The 26,502-nt window shown below is 32.5% G+C and carries 27 protein-coding genes; 16 read left to right on the forward strand and 11 right to left on the reverse strand.

Annotated elements, in window-relative coordinates:
- Positions 1–302: 302 nt before the first annotated feature.
- A complete protein-coding gene (locus ACEN2N_RS00595; RefSeq protein ID WP_441822513.1) occupies positions 303–2,945 on the reverse strand; it encodes a cation-translocating P-type ATPase in 2,643 nt (880 codons plus the stop codon).
- Between the two features lie 137 nt (positions 2,946–3,082).
- Positions 3,083–3,547: an Hsp20/alpha crystallin family protein gene (locus ACEN2N_RS00600; protein WP_073243118.1), complete on the reverse strand. Its 465-nt coding sequence runs from the start codon at positions 3,545–3,547 to the stop codon at positions 3,083–3,085.
- 331 nt (positions 3,548–3,878) lie between these two features.
- Here ACEN2N_RS00600 and ACEN2N_RS00605 point away from each other — a divergent pair, with 331 nt between their 5' ends.
- Positions 3,879–4,478 carry a CDP-alcohol phosphatidyltransferase family protein gene (locus ACEN2N_RS00605; RefSeq protein WP_441822514.1) on the forward strand — a complete coding sequence of 200 codons (600 nt, stop codon included), beginning with the start codon at positions 3,879–3,881 and terminating at the stop codon, positions 4,476–4,478.
- A 1-nt stretch (position 4,479) separates the two neighbouring features.
- The gene (locus ACEN2N_RS00610; protein ID WP_441822515.1) at positions 4,480–5,697 is read left to right on the forward strand and encodes a metallophosphoesterase; all 1,218 of its coding nucleotides are present in this window, start codon (positions 4,480–4,482) and stop codon (positions 5,695–5,697) included.
- Positions 5,698–5,857: 160 nt separating this feature from the next.
- Here the strand turns inward: ACEN2N_RS00610 and ACEN2N_RS00615 are convergent, their stop codons facing one another.
- The 5 genes from ACEN2N_RS00615 to ACEN2N_RS00635 all read right to left on the reverse strand — a co-directional run bounded on the left by ACEN2N_RS00615 (position 5,858) and on the right by ACEN2N_RS00635 (position 11,720).
- A complete protein-coding gene (locus ACEN2N_RS00615) occupies positions 5,858–6,760 on the reverse strand; it encodes a hypothetical protein (RefSeq protein ID WP_441822516.1) in 903 nt (300 codons plus the stop codon).
- A gap of 31 nt (positions 6,761–6,791) precedes the next feature.
- Entirely contained in the window at positions 6,792–7,460 is a 669-nt protein-coding gene (locus ACEN2N_RS00620; RefSeq protein ID WP_441822517.1) for a DUF6799 domain-containing protein, read from the reverse strand.
- A gap of 181 nt (positions 7,461–7,641) precedes the next feature.
- Entirely contained in the window at positions 7,642–8,889 is a 1,248-nt protein-coding gene (locus tag ACEN2N_RS00625; protein WP_441822518.1) for an FAD-dependent oxidoreductase, read from the reverse strand.
- A 16-nt stretch (positions 8,890–8,905) separates the two neighbouring features.
- Positions 8,906–10,327 carry an MBL fold metallo-hydrolase gene (locus ACEN2N_RS00630; protein WP_441822519.1) on the reverse strand — a complete coding sequence of 474 codons (1,422 nt, stop codon included), beginning with the start codon at positions 10,325–10,327 and terminating at the stop codon, positions 8,906–8,908.
- A 313-nt stretch (positions 10,328–10,640) separates the two neighbouring features.
- The gene (locus tag ACEN2N_RS00635; protein WP_441822520.1) at positions 10,641–11,720 is read right to left on the reverse strand and encodes a site-2 protease family protein; all 1,080 of its coding nucleotides are present in this window, start codon (positions 11,718–11,720) and stop codon (positions 10,641–10,643) included.
- A 118-nt stretch (positions 11,721–11,838) separates the two neighbouring features.
- On the opposite strand from ACEN2N_RS00635, the gene ACEN2N_RS00640 reads away from it, so the two are divergent.
- The 5 genes from ACEN2N_RS00640 to ACEN2N_RS00660 all read left to right on the forward strand — a co-directional run bounded on the left by ACEN2N_RS00640 (position 11,839) and on the right by ACEN2N_RS00660 (position 15,936).
- The gene (locus ACEN2N_RS00640) at positions 11,839–12,804 is read left to right on the forward strand and encodes a 1-phosphofructokinase family hexose kinase (RefSeq protein ID WP_441822521.1); all 966 of its coding nucleotides are present in this window, start codon (positions 11,839–11,841) and stop codon (positions 12,802–12,804) included.
- A gap of 28 nt (positions 12,805–12,832) precedes the next feature.
- A complete protein-coding gene (locus tag ACEN2N_RS00645; protein ID WP_441822522.1) occupies positions 12,833–13,228 on the forward strand; it encodes a DUF302 domain-containing protein in 396 nt (131 codons plus the stop codon).
- A complete protein-coding gene (locus ACEN2N_RS00650; protein ID WP_441822523.1) occupies positions 13,225–14,937 on the forward strand; it encodes an adenosylcobalamin-dependent ribonucleoside-diphosphate reductase in 1,713 nt (570 codons plus the stop codon). Before ACEN2N_RS00645 ends, ACEN2N_RS00650 begins: the two co-directional genes overlap by 4 nt.
- Complete coding sequence (locus ACEN2N_RS00655; protein ID WP_441822524.1) at positions 14,928–15,572, forward strand: acyloxyacyl hydrolase; 645 nt, start codon at positions 14,928–14,930, stop codon at positions 15,570–15,572. The genes ACEN2N_RS00650 and ACEN2N_RS00655 overlap by 10 nt, the downstream gene beginning before the upstream one ends.
- Positions 15,573–15,654: 82 nt before the next feature.
- Positions 15,655–15,936 carry a zinc ribbon domain-containing protein gene (locus tag ACEN2N_RS00660; RefSeq protein ID WP_441822525.1) on the forward strand — a complete coding sequence of 94 codons (282 nt, stop codon included), beginning with the start codon at positions 15,655–15,657 and terminating at the stop codon, positions 15,934–15,936.
- A 107-nt stretch (positions 15,937–16,043) separates the two neighbouring features.
- On the opposite strand, the gene ACEN2N_RS00665 is transcribed toward ACEN2N_RS00660, so the two are convergent.
- Both ACEN2N_RS00665 and ACEN2N_RS00670 read right to left on the reverse strand, forming a co-directional pair.
- Positions 16,044–16,715: an FMN-binding protein gene (locus tag ACEN2N_RS00665; RefSeq protein ID WP_441822526.1), complete on the reverse strand. Its 672-nt coding sequence runs from the start codon at positions 16,713–16,715 to the stop codon at positions 16,044–16,046.
- A gap of 109 nt (positions 16,716–16,824) precedes the next feature.
- A complete protein-coding gene (locus tag ACEN2N_RS00670) occupies positions 16,825–17,463 on the reverse strand; it encodes a WG repeat-containing protein (RefSeq protein WP_441822527.1) in 639 nt (212 codons plus the stop codon).
- Positions 17,464–17,642: 179 nt separating this feature from the next.
- On the opposite strand from ACEN2N_RS00670, the gene ACEN2N_RS00675 reads away from it, so the two are divergent.
- Positions 17,643–18,272, forward strand: coding sequence for a hypothetical protein (locus ACEN2N_RS00675; protein WP_441822528.1), 630 nt, complete (start codon positions 17,643–17,645; stop codon positions 18,270–18,272).
- Between the two features lie 182 nt (positions 18,273–18,454).
- On the opposite strand, the gene ACEN2N_RS00680 is transcribed toward ACEN2N_RS00675, so the two are convergent.
- The gene (locus ACEN2N_RS00680; protein WP_441822529.1) at positions 18,455–18,907 is read right to left on the reverse strand and encodes a DUF2267 domain-containing protein; all 453 of its coding nucleotides are present in this window, start codon (positions 18,905–18,907) and stop codon (positions 18,455–18,457) included.
- Positions 18,908–19,029: 122 nt separating this feature from the next.
- Here ACEN2N_RS00680 and ACEN2N_RS00685 point away from each other — a divergent pair, with 122 nt between their 5' ends.
- Positions 19,030–19,341 (forward strand): HPF/RaiA family ribosome-associated protein, encoded by a 312-nt coding sequence (locus tag ACEN2N_RS00685; protein WP_441822530.1) that lies wholly within the window; start codon positions 19,030–19,032, stop codon positions 19,339–19,341.
- Position 19,342: 1 nt separating this feature from the next.
- Positions 19,343–20,176 carry a universal stress protein gene (locus ACEN2N_RS00690; RefSeq protein ID WP_441822531.1) on the forward strand — a complete coding sequence of 278 codons (834 nt, stop codon included), beginning with the start codon at positions 19,343–19,345 and terminating at the stop codon, positions 20,174–20,176.
- A gap of 42 nt (positions 20,177–20,218) precedes the next feature.
- On the opposite strand, the gene ACEN2N_RS00695 is transcribed toward ACEN2N_RS00690, so the two are convergent.
- On the reverse strand, positions 20,219–20,620 hold the full coding sequence (locus ACEN2N_RS00695) for a hypothetical protein (protein ID WP_282074326.1): 402 nt from the start codon (positions 20,618–20,620) through the stop codon (positions 20,219–20,221).
- A gap of 127 nt (positions 20,621–20,747) precedes the next feature.
- Here ACEN2N_RS00695 and ACEN2N_RS00700 point away from each other — a divergent pair, with 127 nt between their 5' ends.
- The 6 genes from ACEN2N_RS00700 (at position 20,748) to ACEN2N_RS00725 (ending at position 26,498) form a co-directional block, all read left to right on the forward strand.
- Positions 20,748–21,599: a universal stress protein gene (locus ACEN2N_RS00700; protein WP_441822532.1), complete on the forward strand. Its 852-nt coding sequence runs from the start codon at positions 20,748–20,750 to the stop codon at positions 21,597–21,599.
- A 91-nt stretch (positions 21,600–21,690) separates the two neighbouring features.
- Complete coding sequence (locus ACEN2N_RS00705) at positions 21,691–22,536, forward strand: universal stress protein (protein WP_441822533.1); 846 nt, start codon at positions 21,691–21,693, stop codon at positions 22,534–22,536.
- 17 nt (positions 22,537–22,553) lie between these two features.
- Entirely contained in the window at positions 22,554–23,444 is an 891-nt protein-coding gene (locus ACEN2N_RS00710) for a universal stress protein (RefSeq protein ID WP_441822534.1), read from the forward strand.
- Positions 23,445–23,527: 83 nt separating this feature from the next.
- Positions 23,528–24,499 (forward strand): ROK family protein, encoded by a 972-nt coding sequence (locus ACEN2N_RS00715; protein ID WP_441822535.1) that lies wholly within the window; start codon positions 23,528–23,530, stop codon positions 24,497–24,499.
- A gap of 57 nt (positions 24,500–24,556) precedes the next feature.
- The gene (locus ACEN2N_RS00720) at positions 24,557–25,396 is read left to right on the forward strand and encodes a universal stress protein (protein WP_441822536.1); all 840 of its coding nucleotides are present in this window, start codon (positions 24,557–24,559) and stop codon (positions 25,394–25,396) included.
- A 265-nt stretch (positions 25,397–25,661) separates the two neighbouring features.
- A complete protein-coding gene (locus tag ACEN2N_RS00725) occupies positions 25,662–26,498 on the forward strand; it encodes a universal stress protein (RefSeq protein WP_441822537.1) in 837 nt (278 codons plus the stop codon).
- Positions 26,499–26,502: the final 4 nt, after the last annotated feature.

A 26,502-nucleotide genomic window follows, 5' to 3' on the forward strand; every position in this document is an offset into this window, starting at 1 on the left:
TTTGTTAAACGAAATACATATCGTCTATTCTTGACAATTACTTTTTCTTTCGCTATAAAGAAACCCGAGATCCTACCAAGTTATGTTATAAATGTATTATTCACCCTTAATTATAAAAATGACATTGGTCATTGCTATAATTCAATATGATAATAATCATGTATTTGAATAGTAAAAAACCAATGATGTTTCGGAAAGAAGATTTGGTTTTTTTGGGCAAGGCATTTGTCTAATATTAATAATTAAAAATGTAATGAATGAGCAACTCTACTACATCAAATTTCATTTTTTACAACTAATATTTAAAATAGCTTTATAGACCGCTTTATAATCTGCGCCAATACTAATGACCCCATAGCAAATATAATTACTAAAAATAAATGATAAATTGAAATAGATCCTAATGAAAGAACATTAGAAATTGGGGCAATAAGAGTTACTCCAAATGTTAACAATAGAGATATGACAATTGCAGCCCATACCCAGATATTGGTAGTGACTTCATTGACCCAAAAAGATTCGGTCTGGCGTGGTAAATTAAAAACATTGAATAATTGCGCCATTACTAAGGTATAAAAAGCCATATTATTTATAATTTTTTCTGATAAATTCAACACAAAATGGGTATACATAACTATACCTATAACTGCTACACTTACGCACATTCCAAATAACACAATTGAATTCCAGTCCATTTTACTGATGATAGGTGCCTTGGGGTCTTTTGGAGCTCTTTCCATTATGTCATTTTCTCCTTTTCCAAGACCTAGCGCCAATGCGGGAAAAACATCGGTTATTAAATTGAGAAACAAAATTTGCATTGGTAGCAAAGGTGATGGTAAATTGGAAAATGCCGCTATACCAACAGAAAGAATCTCTGCCAGATTACAAGAAAGAAGATAAACCACAAACTGTCTAATATTTTCAAGAATTACCCTACCTTGTTTTATGGCCATTTCTATGGCTGTAAACTTATCGTTTTTTAAAATTACATCTGCTGCCTCTCTAGCTGCTTCTGTACCTCGAATGCCCATTGCTATGCCAATATCAGCTTTTTTTAACGCCGGTACATCGTTGATTCCATCACCGATCATACCTACAATATGGTTGTTTTTTTGGTAGAATTCAACAAGATCTAATTTCTGCTTTGGCGAAACACGGGCAAAGACCGAAGCTTTAGAAATTTTTTCAAATAATGTTGGATCTATATTCTCTATGAATTTAAGATTTTGGGCTATTAATACCTCATCTGGATCAGCATCCCTTTTCAACAAACCAATTTCCTCTGCAATTTTTTTTGAGGTACCAGGATGGTCACCAGTAGCCATAACCACTTTTATTCCAGCTTTTTTATAAACATCGATAGTCGCCATAACGTCGCTACGTGCCGGATCAAGAAAACCGATTACTCCTAAAAAAACTAATCGGTCAACTATAGTTTCTGAGGTCGGTAGCTCATTCATTTCTTTAAAGGCAAAGGCCAAAGTACGTAGACCATGGTCGGCAAGAGTATTCACTTTAGTATGCCATTCACTTTTCGTTTTAAAAGGTGTAATTTCTTTTTCATCCATTATATAATCGCAATGAGGTATAAGAGCTTCAAATGCTCCTTTTGCGTATACTCTAATAATCTTACCATTTTTATGTGCTGTCGCCATAAATTTTCTGGTCGCATCAAAAGGTAATTCCAATTCTTCTGGATTAGCATTTTTTATAACTACAGAGTCATAGCCTAAGTACATAACAAATTCTAGTAATGCCTGTTCAATTGAGTCTCCTTGACCCTCAATTGCAGTACCCAGATTTTCATTATTACACAGAACACTAGCCAAAATTATATTTTTAAAAATAGGCTGTTCTCTGATTGCCATCGAAACATCGGTCATAAAAACATCATCCAAAAATTTGTCGCCAAAAAGAATGGTATGTACTTTCATACGATCTTCTGTTAGGGTACCAGTTTTATCTGTACAGATAATATCTGTAGCTCCAAGGGTTTGTACAGCTTCCATTTTTTTAATAATAACCTGCCTTTTAGATAATCTCAACATACCTTGTGCCAAGGCAATGGTAGCAACAATGGGTAAACCTTCTGGTATTGCCGCTACCCCTAACGCCACACCGGTTTCAATCATTAATAAAATATCTTTTCCCCTAAAATAACCTGCAACAATAACCACGAGTGCAAAAAATAAAGTGAGCCAAATGAGCCATTTGCTTAAATCATTTAGCTTTTTATCTAATGGAGTATGTTCTTGCGATGCATCAATACCTAGTTGTTGTATATGACCTAATTGGGTAAATTTTGCCGTAGAGGTAACAATTGCCTTTCCAAACCCAGAAGTTACCATGGTACCTCTAAAGACCATATTGTATTGATCTGTAATTGGCGAATCTCCCTTTAATACCTTAACAACTTTACGTATTGGTACGCTCTCGCCAGTTAATGCAGATTCTTTGACCAATAGATTATCAATTGTAATTAAACGGGCATCGGCAGGAACAATGTCACCTGTTCGCAATAAAATAATATCACCGGGCACTATCTCCATCCCTTTAATATGAACCCTTTTTCCTGATCTTATAGCATGTATTTTAGATTGACCCATTTTACGAAGTGCTTCTAAAGATCGTATTGCTCTTAGTTCCATAAAAAAACCAATACCTGCTGAAATTATAATAACAACAAGAATAGCAAAACCTTCTATAACATCACTAAAAATGAAGGCTAGAATTGCTGCAGCTATAAGGATATACAGAATAGGATTTAAAAACTGATCAACTAGTATACGCCATCTTTTTTTAGGAGCATCTTTTGGAATTTGGTTTGGGCCATATTTGTTCAAAAGATTTTGAATCTGTTGTTCTTCAAGTCCAGATTGAGCATTGCTTTCTAAAATAGTTACAACCTTTTCAATAGACAGAGCAAACGGTTTTTGGACCATTAGTTTATTTTTATAAATGAAATCAGTTGATTATAAATTATAATACCCTCTAAACCTTATCTACTAACTTAAAAGTTAAATAGGTTAAGGTTTGAAGGGTATTAAATGTGGGGTTAAAATTGTCTTTAAGACAATTTCTAAGCAATAAGTACCTTTTTAGGCGGTAGTTTTTTCGCTTCTTCTTTTTTTGCTAGGTTGAAGCTTAAAATACCATCATTATACTTTGCTTTAATAGCTTCTTGTTTAATACTATCGGGTAGTTGCAATGACCGCTCAAAAGCATTATAACTAAACTCTCTACGCGTGTAATTATCATCTGTTTCTTCTTCTGAAGTAGACTTTTCAGCCTTAATGTTCAAACACCCGTCTTCAATGGTTACCTCAAAATCTTTTTTGCTAAAGCCCGGAGCAGCAAGTTCAATTTCAAAATTATCATCGGTTTCTTTAATGTTTAAAGCAGGCTCTGATCTCTTGCCGTTCCAAAAATTTTCTGGCATCATATTTCTTACCCATTGGCGATTATCAAAAAAATCGTCCATGTCAAAAAAATCTTGTGTAATCAAGTTCCCGAAAGGTCTTCTTTTAAATTTTACTAGTGACATATTAATTTGTTTTAAGGTTATACATTAAATTATATACCAAAAATACACTCAACTTTAAGCGTTCAAAATGATGTAGGTCAGTCAGTATATTTTTTTACAGTTACTTTTTAAACCTATCTCATAATTAGTAGAAGATAATTTATAGCACACATGTTCTTAACATTAAACCTTACTATAAAAGAAAAGTAAATTTTAAAGTTCATTATAGCTTACAACAATTACCTCTATGATAAATATCATTTACACAACCCTATAATTTCTATAGTTTAGGCTAACAAATACCTGTTTAAAATATCACAAATAGCAAGAAATTAATAGTTTAGAAACACCTATGTGGAAATTTAAAAATTTTAATATCGCAGACTGGTTTTCATTTTATAGGGTAGCTGCAATACCTTTTTTAATAGTCCTTTTATGGTACAGTGAAAGAAAACTATTTACATGGTTTCTTCTAATAAGTTATAGTACCGATGCTATTGATGGGTATTTAGCCAGAAAACTAAAAATTACGAGCGAGAGAGGTTCGCAATTAGATTCGATAGGAGATCAATTAACCTTTATTATGGGTCTAATTGGCCTTTTAGTCTTTGAAGTTAACTTCATTAAAGAGAATGTGGTTTTGATATCAATAGCTCTTATACCTTATGTACTTCAAATGGCTATTGCATTCGTAAAATATGGTAAGGCAACTGCGTTTCATACTTATTTAGCAAAAATATCTGCTGTTATACAAGCTGTATTTATTATTTGGTTTTTATTTTTTGGTCCCGTTTACTGGCTATTCTATTGTATGATCGTTATCGGACTTTTAGAAACCATTGAAGAAATTACTCTCATTTTTATGTACGATACTTGGGTGGCAGATGTAAAAAGTTTTCTTTTTGCTTTAAATGACAAAAGAAGATTAAAAGACCTAAACAATAAACTATAGCATGCGATCTTATTCTTTATTTTCTATTGTTCTTTTATGTTTGGTCATATTAGGCATTGATATTTTAGCATTCTATTGGTTGCTTTCAATAACAAGACCAATTGAATCGGTAAGTTTGAAAACCCTTATATATATTCTTTTCTGGATTTTTACCATTGGTTTAATTACCGCTATTCTACTTCTAAAAATAAAACTAGACCTAGTTTCTCCAGAACGTCAACAATTAATAATATCAAAATTATATGGTTTAACGGTTTCTTCATTCATACCCAAACTAATTTTCGTAATCGTTATTAGTCTACTCTACTTTTCTAATTTTATGTTTTCTCAAGAAACCTCATTAATTGTTATACCTGTTATAGGTCTTTTTTCAGGATTTCTACCTTTTTTCATTATCCTTTATGCCATTTTTAGTGCGGTATACCGTTTTAAGGTCCATCATATCAATTTAAAATTAGAAACCTTACCTCAGCAGTTTAATGGTGTACGCATAGTTCACATATCTGATCTTCATTTAGGTAGTTTTAATTACAAGTATCATATTTTAGAACGTGCCATTAAAAAAATAAATGACCTTCATCCAGATTTAATTTTCTTTACAGGAGATTTAGTAAATAATTTTTCTTGGGAACTTAGAGGGTGGGACACGGTACTAAAAAAACTAAAGGCTAAAGATGGAAAATTTGCTGTGTTAGGAAATCACGATTATGGCGATTATAGTCAATGGGCATCGCCAAAAGAGAAGCAAGCAAATTTTAATGAGATACAGCAATTTTATAAAAAAACAGACTTTACACTTTTACGAAACGAAGCAAAATTCATAGAAAAAACTAATACCTCTTTATCTATTATTGGTGTTGAAAATTGGGGCAATCCAGAATTTAAAAAATATGGAGATCTGGAAAAGGCATTGGAAAACGTAGAAGTTTCCAACTTCAAAATACTACTTTCTCATGACCCTACCCATTGGTCAGAAGAAGTTGCCCACCACACCAATATTGCCTTAACATTATCAGGACATACTCATGGTATGCAAGCAGGAATCAACTTTAGAACAAAAAAGTGGAGCCCTATTAAGTATAAGTACAAACATTGGGCAGGTTTGTACAAAGAAAATAATCAATATCTATATGTAACTCGTGGATTGGGATGGATGGGTTTTCCTGGTAGGTTGGGTATGAGACCCGAAATAACCCTTATCGAATTATATCAAAAGTGATAGTTCGTGCCATCTTTTTTTATCAACGAGAATGATTATACAGAAAAGAATTCTTTTACTAGTTTGAAACTTAAAAAAGTTAATTTCAAAAATAATATTTCACAGTCTTATCTAAATCAAGCCATACTCAATTTCATGCCGATAAATTTCTATAAAAAAATTAAGGTGTTCTTTTAGCCATATCAAGCCAATAACTAATACCCGCAGTAAAATAGAATGTGCTTTCTAAATCTTCAGAAATAACTGAATCTTCGGTTGTAATAGTAGCACTACTTTGAGGTATTGCTAGAATTGGATTCAATGAAAAAATGAATTGCTTATGATAATATTGTAGTGGAAGGCTAAGTTCTAAATTTAAAATATTGAATTTAGTCGCTTCTGAGATTTCAACCGTAGTTGCTGAATTTAAATTTGTTGCTCCCATACCTTGACCAGAGCCTCTACGATTACCCAACCTGCTTGTATTATAATACACCTCATAAAAGTTTTGAGATCCTGCATAAAGGCTTATTGTAGGATTTATTAAAAAATTACGATCATCGGCGTAAAAAATACGGTTAACCATTAGCCCAGTAAAAAAGTCAGTCGTATCGCCATCATTAAAAAAGATATTGGTCATAACAGTTGCTTCAAGTAATTTCAGATTATAACTTAAAAATCCAGAAATATCGCCCAGCACCGCTGATTTTACATTATAACTTTCTTTATTAAAAAAATATGCGGTAGCAGAAATTCTTCCACTTAATTGAAGGTCACTAAAAGTATATCCTAAACTGGGCATAAATAGGTCAACTCTATTATCTTCTGACCCAACTAAATAAGATGCTGAAATATCAACAAAGAAGCCAGATGCATCATAATAACCTATAGAAGGATATATATACGGTGCCGCTATTGAATCTCTCCTTCCCATAAATACAGCATCGTTGATATAGCTAATATCCATCAAAAAAAATGATTCAATATCGTTAGAGATTTCCTCAGCCAATTCTCTATTATTCTGAGCTATTAAAATTATGGGCAAACCATAGAACAACAAAAAAGAGAGAATTTTAACGTTCATGATAAATTAGTGTTAGTGTATTAAAATGTCTTTATTGACCTGAATTTTTACCCTTCTTTATGGTCTTAGGTTTCTTTACGCCAGATTTAATCGTATTTCTATTGATCATCTTATTTTTTTGAACCATCATTTTACGATGTTGATAAAGATTTTTGAACATGGCACCGTTCATATTCAAACATTCCCCTTCTTTAAGGCGCAGTTGTTCTCGCTTTTCATTTTGATAAGATCCATCTGGGTTTACTATGATACCGTCACCAAGATTTATTTGATTTTGAATTCGATTTTGTTCCCTGTTTCTTATTTGATAGGTTTCACCATCAATATTCATTATTTGATATCTATTTTGGTTACGCTCGTTAATCTGATCTTGATTTAACCCCGTATTTTCTCGCTTAACCTTATATCTATATTGGTATTCATTTCTATACTTGATACCATCATTATCTAGGCATTCACCATTTTTTAAAACTAATCTCTCGCGGTCTTTAGTTAAATACGAACCGTCTGGGTTGACCACTGTACCATCATTTAAAATGATAGGTTCTTGCAAACGAATTTGATCACGATCTCGAATTTGAAGTACATCGCCATCTACCATCATGAGCCGGTCTTGATCACGATCTTGTACTTGATCCTGGGCAATGATAATACTTGTTCCCAACATTGTAAATAATAGTAATAAGGATAAATTTTTCATAGTTATAGCTTTATTAAATTCTTAACAAATGTATTTTATCAAACAAAACATCGAAATGATTTAGGTCATTATAGTTCAATTAAATATAAAAATACAACTGTGTTTTACAGCCTATAATTTGCTTGATAAAACTGTATAGCTGTCCCTTAAAAATTTATATTTAAGTTTAGAAACAACATAACTATACCTCTTTTCCTCTAAGCATTTTGTGCCAATATAGATATGGAAGTATATATTTTTTAAGAATCCAAAGTCGCCAATGTTCTTTTGAAGAATCTCTAATGAGCATTCGCTTTAACTTAGGATCTGGAGTAAATTTTTTCGTATAATCAAATTCAGCCAATACCATTTTGCCATAACCTGTAACAAAAGGGCATGAAGAATACCCATCATATTTTTTAGAGCTTAATTTGCCATTACCTATCAACGACAACATATTTTGTACCACGACCGGGGCCTGTTTGCGTATTGCTGCACCGGTTTTAGATGTAGGCACATTGGTTACATCGCCTAAACCGAAAATATTCTTATACTTAGTATGCTGTAAGGAATATTGATTAACATCCATCCATCCAAAAGAATCTGCAAGTGGTGAATTTATTATAAAATCTGGAGCCGTATTTGGTGGTACAAGGTGTAACATGTTGTATTTTATACCTACTAAACCATTCTCTTTTAAAATATCTAGCGTTATCGGATTATGCTCTTTAGATTGCGGACTTACCAAAAACCAAGCTATTTGTTTCTTACTTTCTATTTTTTTTAATTCGTAAGAAAATTTAATATTAATACCTTTTTCATCTATTACTTTCATTAAAGTTTTGGCTATTTCAGGGACCGAAAATATAGCATCGCCCGAGGTTGCAAAAACAACTTTAGTCTTTTTCTTAACACCCATTTTTTTAAAATGGTCATCGGCCAAGTACATAATCTTTTGTGGTGCGCCACCACATTTGTAGGGCTTAGGTGGTTGTGTAAACAATGCTGTACCACCTTTAAAGTTTTTTATAACTTGCCAGGTATGGTTCGGGTTGGTATAGTTACTACATACTACCCCTTTATCAATAGCCTCTGATAAACCTTCTACTAAACTGGTATCTAGTTTAAGACCGGGTGCAACAATTAAATATTCATAAACCAATTTTCGGTTAGATTTTAAACCAAGACTATTGTTCTCTGGATCAATATAGTTGACATTGTCTTTAATCCAATCTGCATTGGTCGGAATAACTTTTGCCATTGGTCTTTTAGTATTATTATAATCATAAGTGCCTGCACCAACCAAAGTCCAGGCGGGTTGGTACCAATGATCTTCAGATGGTTCTATAATACCTACCTGTAACTTGGGGTTTTTACGTAATAAGCTACTAGCTGTCATTAAACCGGCCGTGCCACCCCCGATAATCAATATTTGGTACCTTGTTTTCATTTTGCTTGATTTTAAATTAAAGCATTGTAGTAGGTTCACGATAGTCGGATAATTTAAATTTACCCAGCTCTTTGATTGCTTTTAGACCGCCTTTAACATCTATTAAATTAGTATACCCCAATGATTTTAGAATTGACACAAAAACCATTGAACGATATCCGCTTCGACAATGAACATAGTATGTTTTGTTCTTATTTATTTTGGTCATACTATCATTTAAATAGTCAAGTGGAGCATTAATGGCTCCCTCAATATGTTCACTATTGTATTCACTTGCTCTACGTACATCTAATATATTTAAATCGGCATCTATCATTTTATGTGCAAGTGCTTTCACCTCTATAGTTGGTATGGTCTCTATTTTTTTACCGGCATTTTTCCAAGCATTAATACCGCCTTTTAAATATCCTAAGGTGTTATCAAAACCTATTCTAGCCAAGCGAGTAACCACCTCTTCTTCCCTACCCTTTTCGGCAACTATCAATATTGGCTTTTTAACATCTACAATAGTTGTTCCTACCCAATTGGCAAAACTTCCGTCAATACCGATATTGTAAGAATCTGGAATATATTCTTTGGCAAAAACCTGAGCTTCTCTAGTATCTATAACAATTGCTGATTCTTCTTTTAATAATGATTCAAATTCATCGACTTTTAATGATTTAGTCCCTTTTTTGACAACTTCATCAATACTTTCGTACCCCTGTATATTCAACATCACATTCTGAGGAAAATAACCTGGGGGCGGTGTTAAACCAGTGAGAATGGCATCAATAAAATCTTCTTTGCTCATATCTTCTCTTAACGCATAATTGGTCTTTTTTTGATGACCTAAAGTATCGGTAGTTTCATTGCTCATCATTTTACCACAAGCACTACCGGCACCATGACCCGGATATACGATTATATCATCTGGTAAGGGCATAATTTTAGTACGTAACGAATCGTACAAGTGCCCTGCCAATTTTTCTTGGGTCAGCTCAGCTATGACCTTTTGCGCTAAATCTGGTCTACCAACATCACCAATGAACAATGTGTCTCCGGTAAAAAGAGATGTTTCTTTGCCGTTTTCATCAATTAACAAATAACAACTACTCTCCATAGTATGACCAGGAGTATGTATTAATCTAATTTTTGAATTACCCAATTTAAATTCTTCCCCATCTTTACCAACAATAATATTATAGGTCGTTTTCATACTTGTTGGACCATAAACGATATCTGCACCTGTTTTCTTTGCCAAATCAATATGACCTGAAACGAAATCTGCGTGAAAGTGAGTTTCAAAAACATATTTAATTTTTGCGTTGCGCTCTTTTGCCAATTTTATATAAGGTTCAACTTCACGTAATGGGTCTATAATTGCAGCTTCGCCGTTACTTTCTATATAATATGCACCTTGCGCCAAACAGCCTGTATAAATTTGTTCTACTTTCATGATTTATAGTAGTTTTAGTTAACATTAAATAGAGTTTAAAAAACTTGTAAACCCTAAAATATTCTAGAATACAAAGCTGAAAAACCGTATTTTAAAACGAAATGACCTACGTCAGTAATACTAAAATCAAAAAAATAGTGTGGTTGAAAATTCTAGTATTGCGTTGTAAAAATTATCATAGAGATGCTTTTAGAAGAGGTTTCTTAACACGATTAATAGATGCAATAAGTATTGGAATTTTCGAATTACACTAACCCAAAATCTAAATAATAAAAAGAAGAAGAAAACTATAATCAGAAGTAATCTATTAATTTTAAATACTTTTTAAAAGAATAAACTCGCTAATATTAGACCTGTCTATAGCACCAATGATTTCACCATTTTCGGTAACCGGAAAGAAATTTTTCTTTTCTTTTTGCATACGTTCCAAAACCTCTGTAATTGGAGTGTTTGCGTCAATAAAACCAACTGACTTATCTAGAATATCACCCACTAAAAGAGATCTTGATTGTGCATTTTCAATAATTTTTTTCTGATATAGCACACCTTCTATTCGTTGATTATCGAAAACCACAAAATCCTTTTCAGAACTAGTTAAAACCAGTTCTATGACCTCTTCGAGTGTTGTAGTCAAATTCAATAAAGTAATATTGGTAAGCGTAGCTTCTTTTGCAATATGCCCCTCTAAAATAGAATACTGCTTTACCATTTGATTTTCACCGTAGGCCCCGAAAAAAATAAAAAAAGCAATCAATACTAAAAACGGATTAAATAATAAGCCAACAATAAAAAATAAAATGGCCAACCCCTGTGCAATACCCGAAGCTATATTAGTAGCTTCTAAACGACTTAATCTAAAAGATAAAAGCGCTCTGAGTACGCGACCGCCATCCATTGGAAAAGCAGGTATTAAATTAAAGATTACCAACATTAGGTTTGCAATGAATAGGTAAAACAATAAATTTTGAAACGTAGGTTCATAAAGCTGTTCATCAATTAGAACAGTATCAAAGTTAAAGTAGCTTCGTAAAGGAATTACCAGAGCCAATATGAGAGTAATGATTATGTTGACAGTTGGTCCTGCTAAGGCAATTAACAATTCTTGTTTAGGTTTTTTTGGTATTTCATCTAAGGTTGCCACACCACCTATAGGTAATAAAATAATAGAATTTGTTTTTATATTAAATTTTCTGGCCATAAGGGCATGGCCTAGTTCATGGAGCACTACACAAGCCATAAGGACCAAAATTAAACCTTGACTTATAATAACTTTTTCAAGGTTGCCGCTATTTTCAAACTCTACCAATCCAATCCATATGAGCAACAAGGCGAACGTCCAATGTATCTCAATTTTTATACCTAAAATCTTACCTAATTCCAAGAACCCCTTCATACAAAAAATTTAAATGAATTTATTTCGTAAGCATTTGTTTAACAATGACTTTAGTCATTTGCAAAATTTTATCTAACTATTACATTTGGTTCTATCATAGCAATAAAAAAGACTAAAGATGAAAAAGATAATTACCCTTACCGTCAATCCCGCCATTGATAAAAGTACTACAGTGGCAGGTATAAAGCCGAATAGTAAACTGCGCTGTGCCGCACCGATTTTTGAAGCTGGTGGTGGTGGCATTAACATTTCTCGTGTTATCAACGAACTAGGAGGTACATCGTTCTGTATGTATATGGCAGGTGGACCAACAGGAACCCAAATGCATGAATTACTAGTTGATTTAGAAATTGAACAACAGGTAATACCAATTGCAGGTTGGTTGCGTGAAAATCTATCAGTAACAGATACAACGAACAACCAACAGTTTAGATTTGGCATGCCCGGTCCTTTTGTGAACGAGTACGAATGGAAAAATTCATTAAGGCAAGTAGAGTCAATAATTGCACCTGGTGATTTTTTGATAGCCAGCGGTAGTCTTTGTCCAGGTATGCCAAAAGATTATTTTGCCAAAGTCTCAAAAATAGCCCAAAATGAAAAAGCAAAATTTATTCTTGACACCTCAGGTGAAGCGCTTATAAATGGTGCGCAAGCAGGCACTTATTTATTAAAACCAAATTTAGGGGAACTGGCAACGCTTTGCGGCGTAAAGAGTATTTCTTTTTTAGATGTAGAAGAAGTCGCCAAAGAATTTATTAGAAATAATACTTGTGAGATATTGGTAATCTCATTAGGCTCGCAAGGTGCTATTATGGTCACCAATGAAGAAGTCGAATATATTGCGGCCCCTATAGTGCATCAAAAAAGTACCATTGGTGCAGGAGATAGTATGGTTGCAGGTATGGTCTATGCCCTGGCACAAGGCAAACCTTTTACCGAAGTGGTAAAATTCGGTGTAGCCTGTGGCACAGCCGCTACAATGACAGAAGGTACACAGCTGTGCAAAAAAAATGATGTGCAAGAATTGAATTCATGGATCATGGCGAATACAAGCACAAAGAAAGATTTAAGCGTAAATGCTTAAGACTACAAAACCTTTGAAATATCATATTATGGATTATTATTTTTTAACGCAATTAAAGAATTCAACATTTGCCAATGCACTACTAAAAACTAAAGAGGCTCTGCAAAAAGAAGGTTTCGGTGTGCTTACTGAAATAGATATGAAAGCCACACTTAAAAATAAATTAGATGTAGACTTTCATAATTATAAAATATTAGGCGCATGTAACCCTTCTTTGGCTTATGAGGCATTAAATGCAGAAGACAAAATTGGAACCATGCTACCTTGTAATGTTATTTTACAAGAAAAAGAGCAGAACTTTATAGAGATTGCCGCAGTAGACCCAGCGGCGTCTATGAAAGCCGTAAATAACGAAGCATTAATAAAAATAGCCGAAACCGTACGCGAAAAACTCAAGAAAGTAATAGAGAATATTTCTGTATGATAAATCTAAGTTCAAATGCTCGACAGATACTAAAAGCTCGTTATTTACGCAACACAGATGTAACCGAAACACCTAATGATCTTTTCAAAAGAGTTGCTAGACATATAGCGAGTGTTGAAAATGAGAACAAAGATTTATGGTTTGATAGATTCTATAAGGTAATGCGTAATCTTGAATTTCTACCTAATAGTCCTACACTTATGAACGCAGGTTTACCAAATGGTCAGCTAAGCGCTTGTTTTGTACTCCCAGTTGAAGATAATCTTAATGCCATATTCACCACTCTTAAAAATGCTGCTTTAATTCATCATAATGGTGGTGGTACAGGCTATAATTTTTCAAAAATTAGACCTAAAGATGATTTAATATCTTCATCGGAAGGTTCTTCCGCCGGTCCTGTTTCTTTTATGAAAATATATGATACTGCAACCGAATATGTTATACAAGCAGGTAAACGACGTGGCGCAAATATGGGCATCTTAAATATAAATCATTCTGATATTGAAGAATTTATTTCCTCCAAATCTGATTTACATAGTTTACAGAACTTCAATATTTCAGTAGGTATAACCAATGATTTTATGTACGCCCTTGAAAAAGACAAAGATTGGCAATTGGTCAACCCACGCACAAATAAGGTTTCAAAAACCTTGAGTGCCAAAAAACTCTGGGACTCAATTATAGAACAAGCTTTAAAGACAGGCGATCCAGGACTTATTTTTTTAGATACTATTAATCAAAACAATCCACTAAATAAACTAGGTAAAATACAAAGTACCAACCCCTGCGGAGAAGTACCGTTATTCAATTACGAGAGTTGCAATCTTGGCTCTATCAACTTAAAAAAAATGGTAGTACAGAATTCAACCAATATTGAAATAGATTGGAAAAAGCTTGAAAGAACCATTACCACTGCTATTCGGTTTTTAGATAACGTCATAAGTTGTAATTACTTTGTATTATCACAGATTCAAGAAATAACGCTCGCTAATAGAAAAATAGGGTTGGGCGTTATGGGGTGGGCAGAACTTTTGATTATGCTCGAGATACCTTATGCTTCTAATAAAGCAGTAGAACTTGCCGAAACTGTTATGAAGTTTATTCATGAAAAAAGTTATAATGCCTCACAATTATTAGCAAAGAAAAAAGGCTGTTTTCCTTCATGGAAACAAAGTAGTTTTTCCCCTCATATGCTTTTGCGCAATGCCACGTGCAATAGTATAGCCCCAACAGGTAGTATCTCGATAATTGCCGATACCTCTTACGCTATTGAACCGCTTTATGCACTTGCGTTCAAGAGAACTGGTATATTAGAGAATAATACTCAAATGGAGATAAATGCAACATTCGTTGACAAAATGAAATCTTTGGGGTTATGGTCAGAACAACTGCGTTCTGAAATTATAGAAAAGGGTAGTATTCAACATGTAAAAGAAATACCAACATACCTAAAAAACCTTTTTAAAATAAGTCTAGAAATTTCATGGAAGCATCATTTATTACATCAAAGAGCTTTTCAAAGATATACCGATAATGCTGTATCAAAAACGATAAACTTACCGAATACTACCACGTTTGAAGAAGTATCTGAAATCTACAAAACTGCTTGGAAGTATAAATTGAAAGGAATTACTATTTACCGTAACGGTAGCAAAGACAATCAAATTTTACAATTATGCGGATTCAATAAGGAAGATGTATGCAGTTAAATAAAGTAATACCCAAGAACGAGTGTGATACTATTCAAAAAATACCGAAACAATTTCTTTTGGTAATCACTTTTCTAATATCCTTTCATGTAATAAATGCTCAACATAATTTCAGCAGTGAATTTTATAAAAAAGGCGGAAAAATTTTCTCATTAGGGTTTGAGCACGTATCTGGTTTTAATACTTCTTTAGAATGTTATTCTCTACGGGCCGGTTACGGTTCAATGCTATTAAAAAATTTGACAGTTTTTAGTTTTTTAGACCTCTCAACAACCAATGGTTTTCAAGTAATAGGATCAGATGAAAATTTACTAAAAACTAGACAAAAAAGTTTTGGGCTTGGCACTTCTTTTCTTCTGAGGTGGTATCTTTTACATTCAGGAAAAATAAAGATGTTTATTGATGTGGGCGGTGGTATACTCTATACGTTTGAAAGATTTCCTTACCAGGGTACCAAACTTAATTTTACAGCAAGACCAGGTGTTGGTATAGCAATGCATTTTGACGATAATAAACAAATAGTTTTCGGAATAAACAGATTTCATTTGTCTAATGGTCTCGGTTATAATCACCCAAGTAACCCAGCTTTTGATGGCTTAGGCTTATTCGCCTCGATAGTTATAAGAAAAAAATAACCTGCCTGACCAAAATCATTTAATAAACTATTTAATGAAACTAACTTATTGGTTGTTAAAGTAATAACGTAAAAATAAAGAAATGAAACCATCAATTAATATTTGTCAAAGTTGTGGAATGCCTATGTATCATTTAATTGATTTCGGCACGAATAAAGATAGCACTGTTAACACGGACTACTGCCGATTTTGTTTTGTAAAAGGTAAATTTGTAGATCATGGTATTACACTTGATCAAAAAATAGAACAGAATATCGCATTTGAAGAAAAAAGAGGAATGCGAAGAGAAGATGCCACTATTTTGGCACACAGCAAACTACCAAATCTGAGAAGATGGAAAGGTCTTAAACCTGTTGAAGAGTGAGAATATAACGGCACTATTTTTTATCTTTTACATCTTTATAGGTGATCAATAAATCGATAACCTATAATTTATAGTTTCAATTACGATTCTATTCTATTTTACAACTGTTAGGGTCTTAGGTATTCTTTATACCGTTTCAACCCTTCGTCGACCATTTGAATTGCTGCAGAACTAGTCATGGTAGCTCCAGATATTCCGTCAATAATTACACCGTCATCAATTCTACTATCCAAGTTTTTTTGCATCATAAACGTATCATCTTCTAAATTTATAACTGTACCAATAAATTCATCTTCAAAAGTAGAATGAGTCATTGCTGCCCCATACCCATCGCTTTCAGCAAAATGGTCAAATGCTATATTTTTAATTTCCAATGTATTTATATCTAACAAAACTATGGCCCAAATAGGACCACCAAAACCTAGACCTTGTACGGGCAAAATTACATTGTTAGTATTCTTAACTTCAAAAATTGGAAAAGAGGTTGCCTTTTCCCGCTTAGTCATTTTCTTATAAAGTAGTACCGATTGTGTCATGTCAATACTGGTAACAACATTATTTAAATCTATCTTTTTAAAATTAAAAACATCATCAACTGTTAAGGAGTCTGAAAAAGCAATACTAATAAATTCGCCCAAATCATTTATTTCGGAAGGAACAGGCGTAATTTCTTTTTCTTGTGTGACACTAGTATTGTCTATTTGTTTTATAGCCGGTGTTCGATCTTTACAATTAAGTAAGAGAAAGCCAAGCAACAGCATAATTATTTTAGTTTTCATATGTCTCAACTTATCATTGTTATCTTCTATCGGTCGGAAGTTATTCACATACATTCAAATAATTACTGATGATATAATTTGAAATGTATAGTGGTCAATATATTCTTGTTTACTTGTATTCTATTTTACGAATTTCCCAGCCATCACCTTCAATATGTAAAGCTACCAAGTCACCTACTAAACGCTTTGCCATAATTGGTGGTAATTTATATCTTCTTTTGGTCATTTGAATATTGTGTCGTCTTTCAAAATATTCTTCAATATGACCAGAGGTATCCACCAATACATCAAAGAATTTTAAATCATAAATCTTTAGTTTAAATTCATTCTCACCCTTATATGCCTTATCAAATAAGACACCTGTGCTGTAACCATCTTTAAATGGATAAATATTTAAAAATTGTGGTTCTATAATAACTTTTCCATCTGTATCAATGAAACCAACAACGGTAATACCGTCCTCTACAGTTTTACTTATTAAGCATCTACCTTCTTTAAACATAGGATATCGTACACCAGACAAATCTAGTTTAGATGTATCCGCATTTTTATCCCAATAAATATCATCCCTAAAAGGTATTACCAAATCTCCCTTATCATTTATAAAGCCCCACTGTTCTCCTCTTCTTATAGCTGCAAAACCTTCACTAAAAGGGGCAATTTCATCAATATCCTTTAAATCTTGTGCGCATATCGTAACCGGTAAGAAAAAAATTACTAGAAAAAATGTTATTATAAAATATTTCATGATAATTGGGTTTTATGATATTACAAAAATATTCCGCTACAGTGTATTTAAAAATGATGCTGGTCATGTGAACATCGTTTTTGTCTTCAATTGTACCAATGTAATTGAGTATAGGATGACTTACATCATTTTAATATGCTAATTAACATTCTAGTTTTATGTACAAATTTTAAACTAAAATGATGAAAACAACAGGCTATATAATACTGGTTGTTCTATTGACCTCTTGCTCTTCAACAAGGTTTATAGATAGTTGGAAAAACAAGGAAATTACGGTCTTCAAACCCGAAAAAATGTTGGTTATTGGTATAACGAATAACTTAACGGCTCGTAAAATTTTTGAGGAGAAAATGAAAAATGCCCTTTATCTTAGAGGTATAAATGCGATTGAAAGTAGAAAAGAAATCAGCATTACATTTACCGATTCACAAAAAAATCTTTCAGAAATAGACTCCCTTAAAAAAGAACTGTTAAACAAGGGCTATGACGCTATTGCAATTACCGCAGTAGTTGGTATAGATGACAAACAGGATTATAGTTCTGGCTATTATACAATTGGTAATAATTGGTATCGATTTGGTCGTTACTATTATCGCTTTCAAAATGTATACTACACACCTGAATACTACTCAAATTATAAAATTTTTCATATCGAAACTTCCATTTACAATTTAAAGACCAGTGATGACGAATCATTAGTTTGGGTGGGTACATTTAATATTGTTGATCCAAATAACATAACTTCTACTATTGAAGACTACGTTAAAAGAATAATATTACAATTGGAAAAAGAAGGTGTTATAAAATAATTAATTACCCTATTCTATTTCCAATAAAAAGAATTCATTGATTATTAAAATATCTTATGCTTCATTTGGCAGTAAATGATAAATTAGAGACCTATCTAAATAGGTAGTAAACTAAAAAAATAAGATATTAGCATACTATTAATGTGTACTAATTTACTACTACTGCCAATTTGATATTACTTTTAAAACATCATATTTAAGTAAATCATACTTTTTAAATCTTTAGGCAAATTGTCTCTCAAATCTTCCATTTCACCCAAAGAAATATATTTTCTAAGATAAATAAAGGTTGTGTCTACATAGCGTTCAGCTACATCGTTGTTGTATTCAAAATCATTAGTTGCTGCCGGATAATCATGAGAACGAACCAAATCTAAGAAATCTTCCATCTTTTTTATTTTGGGTTTATTCTTCTTAACCGCCCACCCATTCACATAGACCGCTTTTACAAACATTGGTAATTGAGATATAAACTGTAATGACTCTTCCGTTGGTATTATATCTCTAAGTGCATGCATAATTGCCGTAAAAATTCTACCTGCTTTATCTGTATCATCAGCCATATTCATTTCTTTGGCGTAGTCCTTTATAAAAGTATTACCCTCTGCTGCATATTTATTAAAATTAAGTGCCATAGTAGTTTGTTTTTATGATGAGGCATAAATTTTAAAATTTTAGTCAGGTACTGAAATGACACAAGTCATTTTAAGAAAAGAACGACATTAATATTTTTGAACATAACCAAAAATAAAATTTTATGACCGTCAATTTCCAATACCTTCATATGCCAGAAAGCAACTCGTTAAGTGAAATAGTAACCCGTAATCTTCAAAAACTTCAACACAAATATCAGTTTATGATTCATGCCGAGGTTTTTTTCAAATTGGGAAACAGTACAGATGGCAATGATAAAATCTGTGAAATACAACTTAGTGCACCAGGACCTAGAATATTTGCAAAATCTAACGAAAACAACTTTGAAAAATCTGCCGCCAATACTTTAAGGGATCTTGACCGTCAATTGAGAAAGCGTAAAGAAAAATTTCAACAGCGTAAAAAAGCTATATAACATGAAAAAAATATTAGTCCCAGTAGATTTTTCCAAGCATTCTGAATATGCTTTACATATTGCAGCGAAAATCGCCAAACAAGTACAGGCAGAAATTATTGTATTGCATATGATGGGTATTTCTGAAGCAATTCTTGCAAAAGATGAAGCCCAAGAATATGAAGAAGCAAAATATTACATGGACCTAGCCAGAAAACGTTTTAAGCCCTTTTTGAACCAAACCTATCTAAAACATTTAAAAGTCAGAGAAATTATTCAAAATTATAAAGATTTTAAAGAGTTGAATACCGTGGCCCAAGAACAGCATATTAATCTTATTGTAATGGGCTCGCATGGTACCAGTGGTCTAGGCGATGTTTTTGTTGGATCCAACACTGAAAAAGTAGTTAGATCATCAGAAGTACCTGTTCTTGTCGTTAAAACACCAAATTCTGATTTTAAAGTTGAAAACATATTATTCGCATGCGATTTTACAGATAGTTCAATTTTAGCCTATAAAAATGTAAGGGAGTTTGCAGCGAGTTTTTCTGCCAAACTAAATCTAATCTACATTAATACGCCATATTACGATTTTAACAGTAATACCGAGATAGAAGAGCGAATATCAAAATTCTTTTATAAATCAAACACTATTGAGCAAGAGGTTACTATTTACAACGATTATAGCGTAGAGCACGGACTAATGAACTATTCTAAAAAGGGCAATTTCGATATTCTGGCCATACCAACAAGAGGCAGAAAACCTTTTACCCATTTTCTTTTAGGTAGTAGAAGCATTGGAGAAGATATAGCCAACCATGCAAATTTACCTGTATTGACCTTGAAATCTAAATAGCTGAAGAACAATATCAAGTAACATATTCGCTAAAACAACGTACTATTTTAATAACAAATCGATTCTTTTTAAAATCTTTTTTTCAGATTTATTTTTCTTCAACAACGAATTGGCAATTGCTCTAGTGGTTTTCTTAATCAATGATTTGATTTTTTTAGTGAAGACCTGTGGATTTTTTTCATAGAATTCTTCAAATTCTTCAAAACACTCATCGCTAGTCTTTTCATATTCTAAAAGCCAATCGAAAACAATTTCAATTTCATCTGCTAAATCAGCACCGCTACTATCTTTAATATCATCAACCTTACGCCAATATTTTTTTACCATTTCTTCAACTTTATCCCATTCTTTTAAATAAACACTGCCATCACATATGGCAACCGCGTAAAATAATTTGCCTAGGCTTTTATAAAGCTCACTCTTAATTTGATATGTATTTTCCATTTTCAGTAGATCACCGTTAAAAATTTTAAAAATAGAATGTACTTGCTAAAACATCAATGATTAAAATCATTGTTATTACCTATTATCAAAAGTATTTTTCATGGAATGAAATGAAAAAGTAAGACCTATGAAAAAAATTTTGATTCCAACAGATTTTTCAAAAAACTCAAAAAATGCCATACGTTATGCACTTGATTTTTTTAAAGAAACTCCTTGCCAGTTTTATTTACTATACGTCAACATTGAGGGTTCTAAATTTACAGAAAAGCCTATTTATGAGTTTGGCACAAATATTCTAGTTGAATTAGAGCCGAAAGCCATAAATAAAAAATTAAAAGACTTAGAAAAGTTTATAATGGCGGTTTCCTCAAAAAAAGAACATCATCATTTTACATCAATTTGCGAACAAGGGTATTTTTTATCTTCGGTTCAACGACATATTGAAGAAAAGAAAATAGAGCTCATAATAATGGGTACTAAAGGCGCTTCTGAAATTAAAGAGTTTTTCATTGGTAGCCGTTCTGGCGATGTAATTACAAATGTAGAATGTGATACACTAGTAGTTCCAGAAAATACAAAGTTCAAAGACTTTGAACAAGTAGTATTACCAATTGATTTTGAAATTACCTATGACGATACCACCTTATTTAAAATTTCAAACTATATAACTTCTAAGAGTACACATATCAATTTATTATATGTTACCAAATCGAAAATTCCACTTTTAGAGGAAATTGAAGTACTTCAAAAACAATTTGCAAAGCGTCTCTCTTTAAAAATACCAAATAATGTCAGCTTTCACAGGGTAGTGTCTAAAAAAATCGAACATGGAATTCAATCATTCTCAGAAAGCCTGAATGCCGATCTTATAATAATGATTTCAAAAGATTATAATCTATTGCAAACATTATTTCTAGATACTACGGTAGAAGAAGTTAGTTTTAAAACAAGCATTCCGCTACTATCGCTTCAAGAATAAACATTCTATATGTTCTTACATGTTTGTAATGACCTATGTCATTGCAATCAAGTAATGAGAGAAATAATTTTAAGTACTCATTAAAAATAGTATGACTACAGTTTTAATTCCGACCGATTTTTCTGTTAATGCAATGCATGCCATAAAATATGCACTTGAACTGTACAAATGTGAGCGTACCAACTTCTATTTTTTACATGCATATGCAGACGAGGTCTACGGTCCATTTAAAAACAACGGAGGTAATTCAATAGAAGAGCAAAAAAAAATAACCCGTACTTATGTAAATAAGACATTGAAAAAATTAGTAACGGATCTCACCAATACTTACCACAACCCAAAACACCATTTCGAATTTATATCATCTTTTGAAGCATTAGTAGATGCCATAAATAATGCTGTCAACGAAATTAATGTTGATATAACTATTATGGGTACCCAGGGTAAAACCGCAAATAAAAAAATAACCTTTGGGAGCCATACCGTACAAGTATTTAAGTATGTTTCAAGTCCTGTTCTGGCTATTCCAGAAAACTATGAATATCAACAACCTAAAAAAATTCTATTTCCTACAGATTATATGCTTCCATATAAACGTAGAGAGCTTAAACTCTTAAATACGTTGGCTGCTGAATTTAAATCGAAAATACATTGTCTTTATATTTCAGATTTTGAAGATTTGAGTCATAGACAAACTGACAACAAGCTGTTTTTACAAGAATCATTACCAGATGCCTTTATATTTCATGAACGTTCACCGATTAAAAATAAGGGTGAGGCCATTATGGAATTCATTCTAAAAAATGACATTAATTTATTGGTAATGGTCAATGCACGACACTCATTTCTTGAAGATATGCTCTATAAATCAACAATAGAAGATATTGGATTAAACCCAAAAATTCCATTTTTGGTCATGCAGAACCTACCAAGATAATATTTAAATACGCAGCTATGAAAAAGATTCTCTTGCCTACCGATTTCTCCAATAACGCGTGGAACGCAATATGCTTTGCCTTAGATTTTTTTAAAAATGAGGAATGTGAATTTCAAATTCTCCATACCTATACCCCTATTTTCTACCGAATAGATTATATAATTGGCGGACCAACTTTTAGCGCTGTTCCTGACAAGGGCGTCGATATTGCTCAAGCAGGTCTAGATAAGATACTTGTAGATATAAAACTAAAATATGATAACACCAAACATACCTTTAAAACCATATCAGCCTTTAATACTCTCACAAACGAAATAAAAGAACTTACCGAAACTAAAAAATTTGATTTTATAGTTATGGGTACACAAGGTGCAACCGGTGCAAAAGAAATTTTTCTGGGAACAAATACGATACATATTATTAGAAAATCTACAATTCCTGTGTTGGCAGTTCCTTCTGGATATGAGTTTAAAGAAATAAAATCTATTGTTTTCCCAACAAATTATAGACAATCATATTCAAAGAAAAATTTGAAGATCCTGCTTGCACTTGCAAATACTCTTAAAGCTCAATTAACCATATTACATATTAAAGAAGAGTATGATTTGAACGATGAACAGAAGATGAATATAAAAGTTCTTGCAGATCATTTTAAAAAGCTTGAGCCAAGTTTTGTTGAGGAAAGAGGAAAATTAATGCCACATGCAATTCATGAATATATTGAAGAAAACAAACCTGATCTATTGGTAATGATGAATAGAAAACATTCTTTTTTGGAAAGGCTTAGAGAAAAATCAAATGTCGACTCTATTGGGTGCCATATTGCAATTCCTTTTATGACAATACCCAATAATCAGCAAGTGCCGGATAAAAATAGAGATGAAAAAAGAGATTCTGTAACGGCATAACTGTTAGAATGTAAATTCGGAAAAAAATACATTTCACCTAAAATAACGATAGAAAAGAATCATAAACTTTTAATCATAATAAAATGTCGCAAGAGGTAGTATTAAGCATTGATATAGGTGGAACCTTTACCAAAGTAGGTCTTGTAAATAGAGAAGGTAAGGTTTTAGATAAAATTGTATTTAAGACCAATGCCCAAAATCCATTCTCAAATTTTATGGAAAAATTAAAGTTAGAGGCAGAAGCATTGATATTTAAATGGAATGACGAAATACAAATACTTTCTATAGGTGTTGGGGCCCCAAATGCCAATTCGTACACGGGGCAAATCGAAAATCCACCAAACTTAAAATGGGGAGGTATTACACCTATAAAAAAAATTATTCAGCAAACATTCGATCTACCAGTTTCGTTAGATAATGATGCAAATGCAGCGGCTCTTGGAGAAATGCTTTATGGAACTGCAAAAGGAATGAAAAATTTTGTAGCGCTAACATTAGGTACGGGTCTTGGAAGCGGAATTATTGTAAACGGTAAACTATTGATTGGAGAACATGGTACTGCAGGTGAAATAGGCCACGTAAATGTTGACCCTGCCGGAAGGATGTGTAATTGTGGATTACAAGGTTGTTTAGAAACGTATGCATCGGTAACCGGTATTAAAAGAACCGTATTTGAATTAATGGCAGATAGGTGTGAAGATTCACCTTTAAGAAAAATAAATTTTGAGGAAATGACGGGAACCGATATTTCTGATGCTGCACTAAAGGGAGATATAATTGCATTAACAGCTTTTGAAAAAACGGGTGAAATTCTAGGAAGCAAAATGGCCGATACCGTTGCCCATTTAGACCCAGAGGCTTTTATACTGTCTGGAGGGTTGAGCAAAGCTGGCGATATTCTTCTAAAGCCGATAAAAAGACATATGCAGAAACGTTTGTTTAATGCATATAAAGGTAAAATCGAGGTACTATTATCGAATGCAACCAGTGCCGAAGCAGTTTTAGGACCAGCAGCTTTAGCATGGTTAGAATTAGACCATTTGACTCATGCATAATAATAATGACAGAACAAATAAGGTTCAATTTCAAATAGATATAAATAACTGCACTCTATGAAAAACATACTGATACCAACAGATTTCTCTGAAAATGCATGGAATGCCCTTATTTATGGAGTATCGTTATTTAATAAAGTTAAGTGTACATTTTACTTGATTCATGTAAATGCTATTAAACCCTATTCAGGTAATGAACCCACCATGTTCATACCTCCAGAAATACTTGAAGAGAGTATTTTAACCGAAAGTAGAAAAAAGCTAAAATCATTACTTGAAAAAATTCAAAAACTACCCTCAAATACTAAGCATGCGTTTCATACAGTAGCCGTCTATGGCTTTTTTACCGATTCTATAAAGCAAGAAGTATTAAATAAAAAAATTGAATTAATCATAATGGGTACTAAAGGAGCTTCTGGTACTAAAGCAGTTTCTATTGGTAGCAATACAGGTAATGTAATTACAAAAGTGCCTTGTGCCGTGCTGGCAATACCAGAAAAAACACAATATCACTACCCAAAGGAGATAGGCTTTCCTACAGATTTTCTAATAGGGTATGATGCTGAAATTATGAAAAAGATTAAAGATATTATCTTACTACATCATTCTGCCATTCGGTTTTTATACGTCGCATCTAAAGGTAACGGGCTAAGTTTAGACCAATTAAAAAATCGCGAATTTTTAAAAGAATATTTTAAAAATATTGCCTTTTCATTTCATATTCTAAAAGAAAAAAAATTAGACATTGCCGTTCAACATTTTGTTGAAAGTTGCAATTTAGATATGATTGTAATGGTCGCAAAAAACTTGAATTTTATACAACGAATTCTGTTTAGACCAAAAGTTGAAAAAATTAGCTATCACACTTCTGTTCCTTTTCTGGTAATACATGAGTAAAGTAAAAATTTACATATTATTATTTTCATTTAACTTAAAAAACCTGTTAAATCATTTAAATGTGTTCATATGCTTTATTCATGATAAACAAACATTACACTGCCAATTAAGCAACAGATTGTTCCTTTTAATTAATTTATTACAAAATCATTAGAAAATTTATATACTCTATCTCAAATAGGTAATTCACTAATAAACTGACCCAGATCATGGTCAAAGAAATACCTCTACTCTAATTTTATGTCTAATCATAAATTGTATAGACATGTCACGAATTCTTTTACCAACTGATTTCTCACAAAATTCAATTGAAGCAATTCGTTACGCGTTAAATATCTATAAAAATATTAAAGCAACCTTCTATTTACTCCATACCTACACTCCCCCTATTTATCAAACAGAATACATTATTGGTAGTCCTGGTGAAATTGGTTTAGGCGATGTTTTTCAAGAAAATAGCATGACACAATTAGAGAAATTAAAAGATTTGCTAGAACATCAATATCAAAACCCTAACCATACATTTATTGTTCATTCTGCTTTTAACACACTAATAAGTGAAGTTATAGAAACCGTGACCGCAGAAAATATTGATGTAATAATAATGGGAACAAAAGGCGTTACCGGTGCCAATGATATTTTATTTGGTACACATACGGTTCACGTCATTAAAAAAGCAAATTGCCCCGTAATTGCCGTTCCCCCAAATTTTGAATATGAAGCTCCTTTAGAAATATTGTTTCCTACCGATTATGAAATTGAATATAAAAAAGAAAATATGAAAAGTTTGTTGGCAATAGCCACCCAACACAAATCAAGAATAAATGTCATGAATGTACGAACAGGGTATGACCTCACTGAAATTCAGCAAAAGAACAAAGTAGTGCTTGAAAAAATATTAGGACAATATGCATTGTCACATGAATTACCCAACAATGGTATTATAGAGGCAATTAATGAATTTCTTGTAAAGTATAAAATCAACCTTCTTGTAATGGTCAAGAACAAACACACATTTTTAGAGCGATTATTTATTGAACCGATAATAAAAAAAATAGGATTACATATTAATGTTCCCTTTATGGTACTCCCTCAAAATTAAAATT

The sequence above is a fragment of the Maribacter spongiicola genome (genome assembly GCF_052119685.1).
Taxonomy (GTDB): Bacteria; Bacteroidota; Bacteroidia; order Flavobacteriales; family Flavobacteriaceae; genus Maribacter; species Maribacter spongiicola_A.

Bases quoted from the DNA above. Each gene is read 5' to 3' on its own strand.
- ACEN2N_RS00680 (WP_441822529.1), bottom strand. From the start codon at position 18,907: ATGGCACTTAATTTTAATAAATATGCAGCAGAGGGTAATACTTTTATA.
- ACEN2N_RS00635 (WP_441822520.1), bottom strand. From the start codon at position 11,720: ATGAAGGGGTTCTTGGAATTAGGTAAGATTTTAGGTATAAAAATTGAG.
- ACEN2N_RS00625 (WP_441822518.1), bottom strand. From the start codon at position 8,889: ATGAAAACAAGGTACCAAATATTGATTATCGGGGGTGGCACGGCCGGT.
- ACEN2N_RS00710 (WP_441822534.1), top strand. From the start codon at position 22,554: ATGAAAAAGATTCTCTTGCCTACCGATTTCTCCAATAACGCGTGGAAC.
- ACEN2N_RS00640 (WP_441822521.1), top strand. From the start codon at position 11,839: ATGAAAAAGATAATTACCCTTACCGTCAATCCCGCCATTGATAAAAGT.
- ACEN2N_RS00705 (WP_441822533.1), top strand. From the start codon at position 21,691: ATGACTACAGTTTTAATTCCGACCGATTTTTCTGTTAATGCAATGCAT.
- ACEN2N_RS00660 (WP_441822525.1), top strand. From the start codon at position 15,655: ATGAAACCATCAATTAATATTTGTCAAAGTTGTGGAATGCCTATGTAT.
- ACEN2N_RS00695 (WP_282074326.1), bottom strand. From the start codon at position 20,620: ATGGAAAATACATATCAAATTAAGAGTGAGCTTTATAAAAGCCTAGGC.
- ACEN2N_RS00685 (WP_441822530.1), top strand. From the start codon at position 19,030: ATGACCGTCAATTTCCAATACCTTCATATGCCAGAAAGCAACTCGTTA.
- ACEN2N_RS00645 (WP_441822522.1), top strand. From the start codon at position 12,833: ATGGATTATTATTTTTTAACGCAATTAAAGAATTCAACATTTGCCAAT.
- ACEN2N_RS00615 (WP_441822516.1), bottom strand. From the start codon at position 6,760: ATGAACGTTAAAATTCTCTCTTTTTTGTTGTTCTATGGTTTGCCCATA.
- ACEN2N_RS00715 (WP_441822535.1), top strand. From the start codon at position 23,528: ATGTCGCAAGAGGTAGTATTAAGCATTGATATAGGTGGAACCTTTACC.
- ACEN2N_RS00650 (WP_441822523.1), top strand. From the start codon at position 13,225: ATGATAAATCTAAGTTCAAATGCTCGACAGATACTAAAAGCTCGTTAT.
- ACEN2N_RS00630 (WP_441822519.1), bottom strand. From the start codon at position 10,327: ATGAAAGTAGAACAAATTTATACAGGCTGTTTGGCGCAAGGTGCATAT.
- ACEN2N_RS00600 (WP_073243118.1), bottom strand. From the start codon at position 3,547: ATGTCACTAGTAAAATTTAAAAGAAGACCTTTCGGGAACTTGATTACA.
- ACEN2N_RS00700 (WP_441822532.1), top strand. From the start codon at position 20,748: ATGAAAAAAATTTTGATTCCAACAGATTTTTCAAAAAACTCAAAAAAT.
- ACEN2N_RS00610 (WP_441822515.1), top strand. From the start codon at position 4,480: ATGCGATCTTATTCTTTATTTTCTATTGTTCTTTTATGTTTGGTCATA.
- ACEN2N_RS00725 (WP_441822537.1), top strand. From the start codon at position 25,662: ATGTCACGAATTCTTTTACCAACTGATTTCTCACAAAATTCAATTGAA.
- ACEN2N_RS00690 (WP_441822531.1), top strand. From the start codon at position 19,343: ATGAAAAAAATATTAGTCCCAGTAGATTTTTCCAAGCATTCTGAATAT.
- ACEN2N_RS00720 (WP_441822536.1), top strand. From the start codon at position 24,557: ATGAAAAACATACTGATACCAACAGATTTCTCTGAAAATGCATGGAAT.
- ACEN2N_RS00655 (WP_441822524.1), top strand. From the start codon at position 14,928: ATGCAGTTAAATAAAGTAATACCCAAGAACGAGTGTGATACTATTCAA.
- ACEN2N_RS00595 (WP_441822513.1), bottom strand. From the start codon at position 2,945: ATGGTCCAAAAACCGTTTGCTCTGTCTATTGAAAAGGTTGTAACTATT.
- ACEN2N_RS00665 (WP_441822526.1), bottom strand. From the start codon at position 16,715: ATGAAAACTAAAATAATTATGCTGTTGCTTGGCTTTCTCTTACTTAAT.
- ACEN2N_RS00620 (WP_441822517.1), bottom strand. From the start codon at position 7,460: ATGAAAAATTTATCCTTATTACTATTATTTACAATGTTGGGAACAAGT.
- ACEN2N_RS00605 (WP_441822514.1), top strand. From the start codon at position 3,879: ATGTGGAAATTTAAAAATTTTAATATCGCAGACTGGTTTTCATTTTAT.
- ACEN2N_RS00670 (WP_441822527.1), bottom strand. From the start codon at position 17,463: ATGAAATATTTTATAATAACATTTTTTCTAGTAATTTTTTTCTTACCG.
- ACEN2N_RS00675 (WP_441822528.1), top strand. From the start codon at position 17,643: ATGATGAAAACAACAGGCTATATAATACTGGTTGTTCTATTGACCTCT.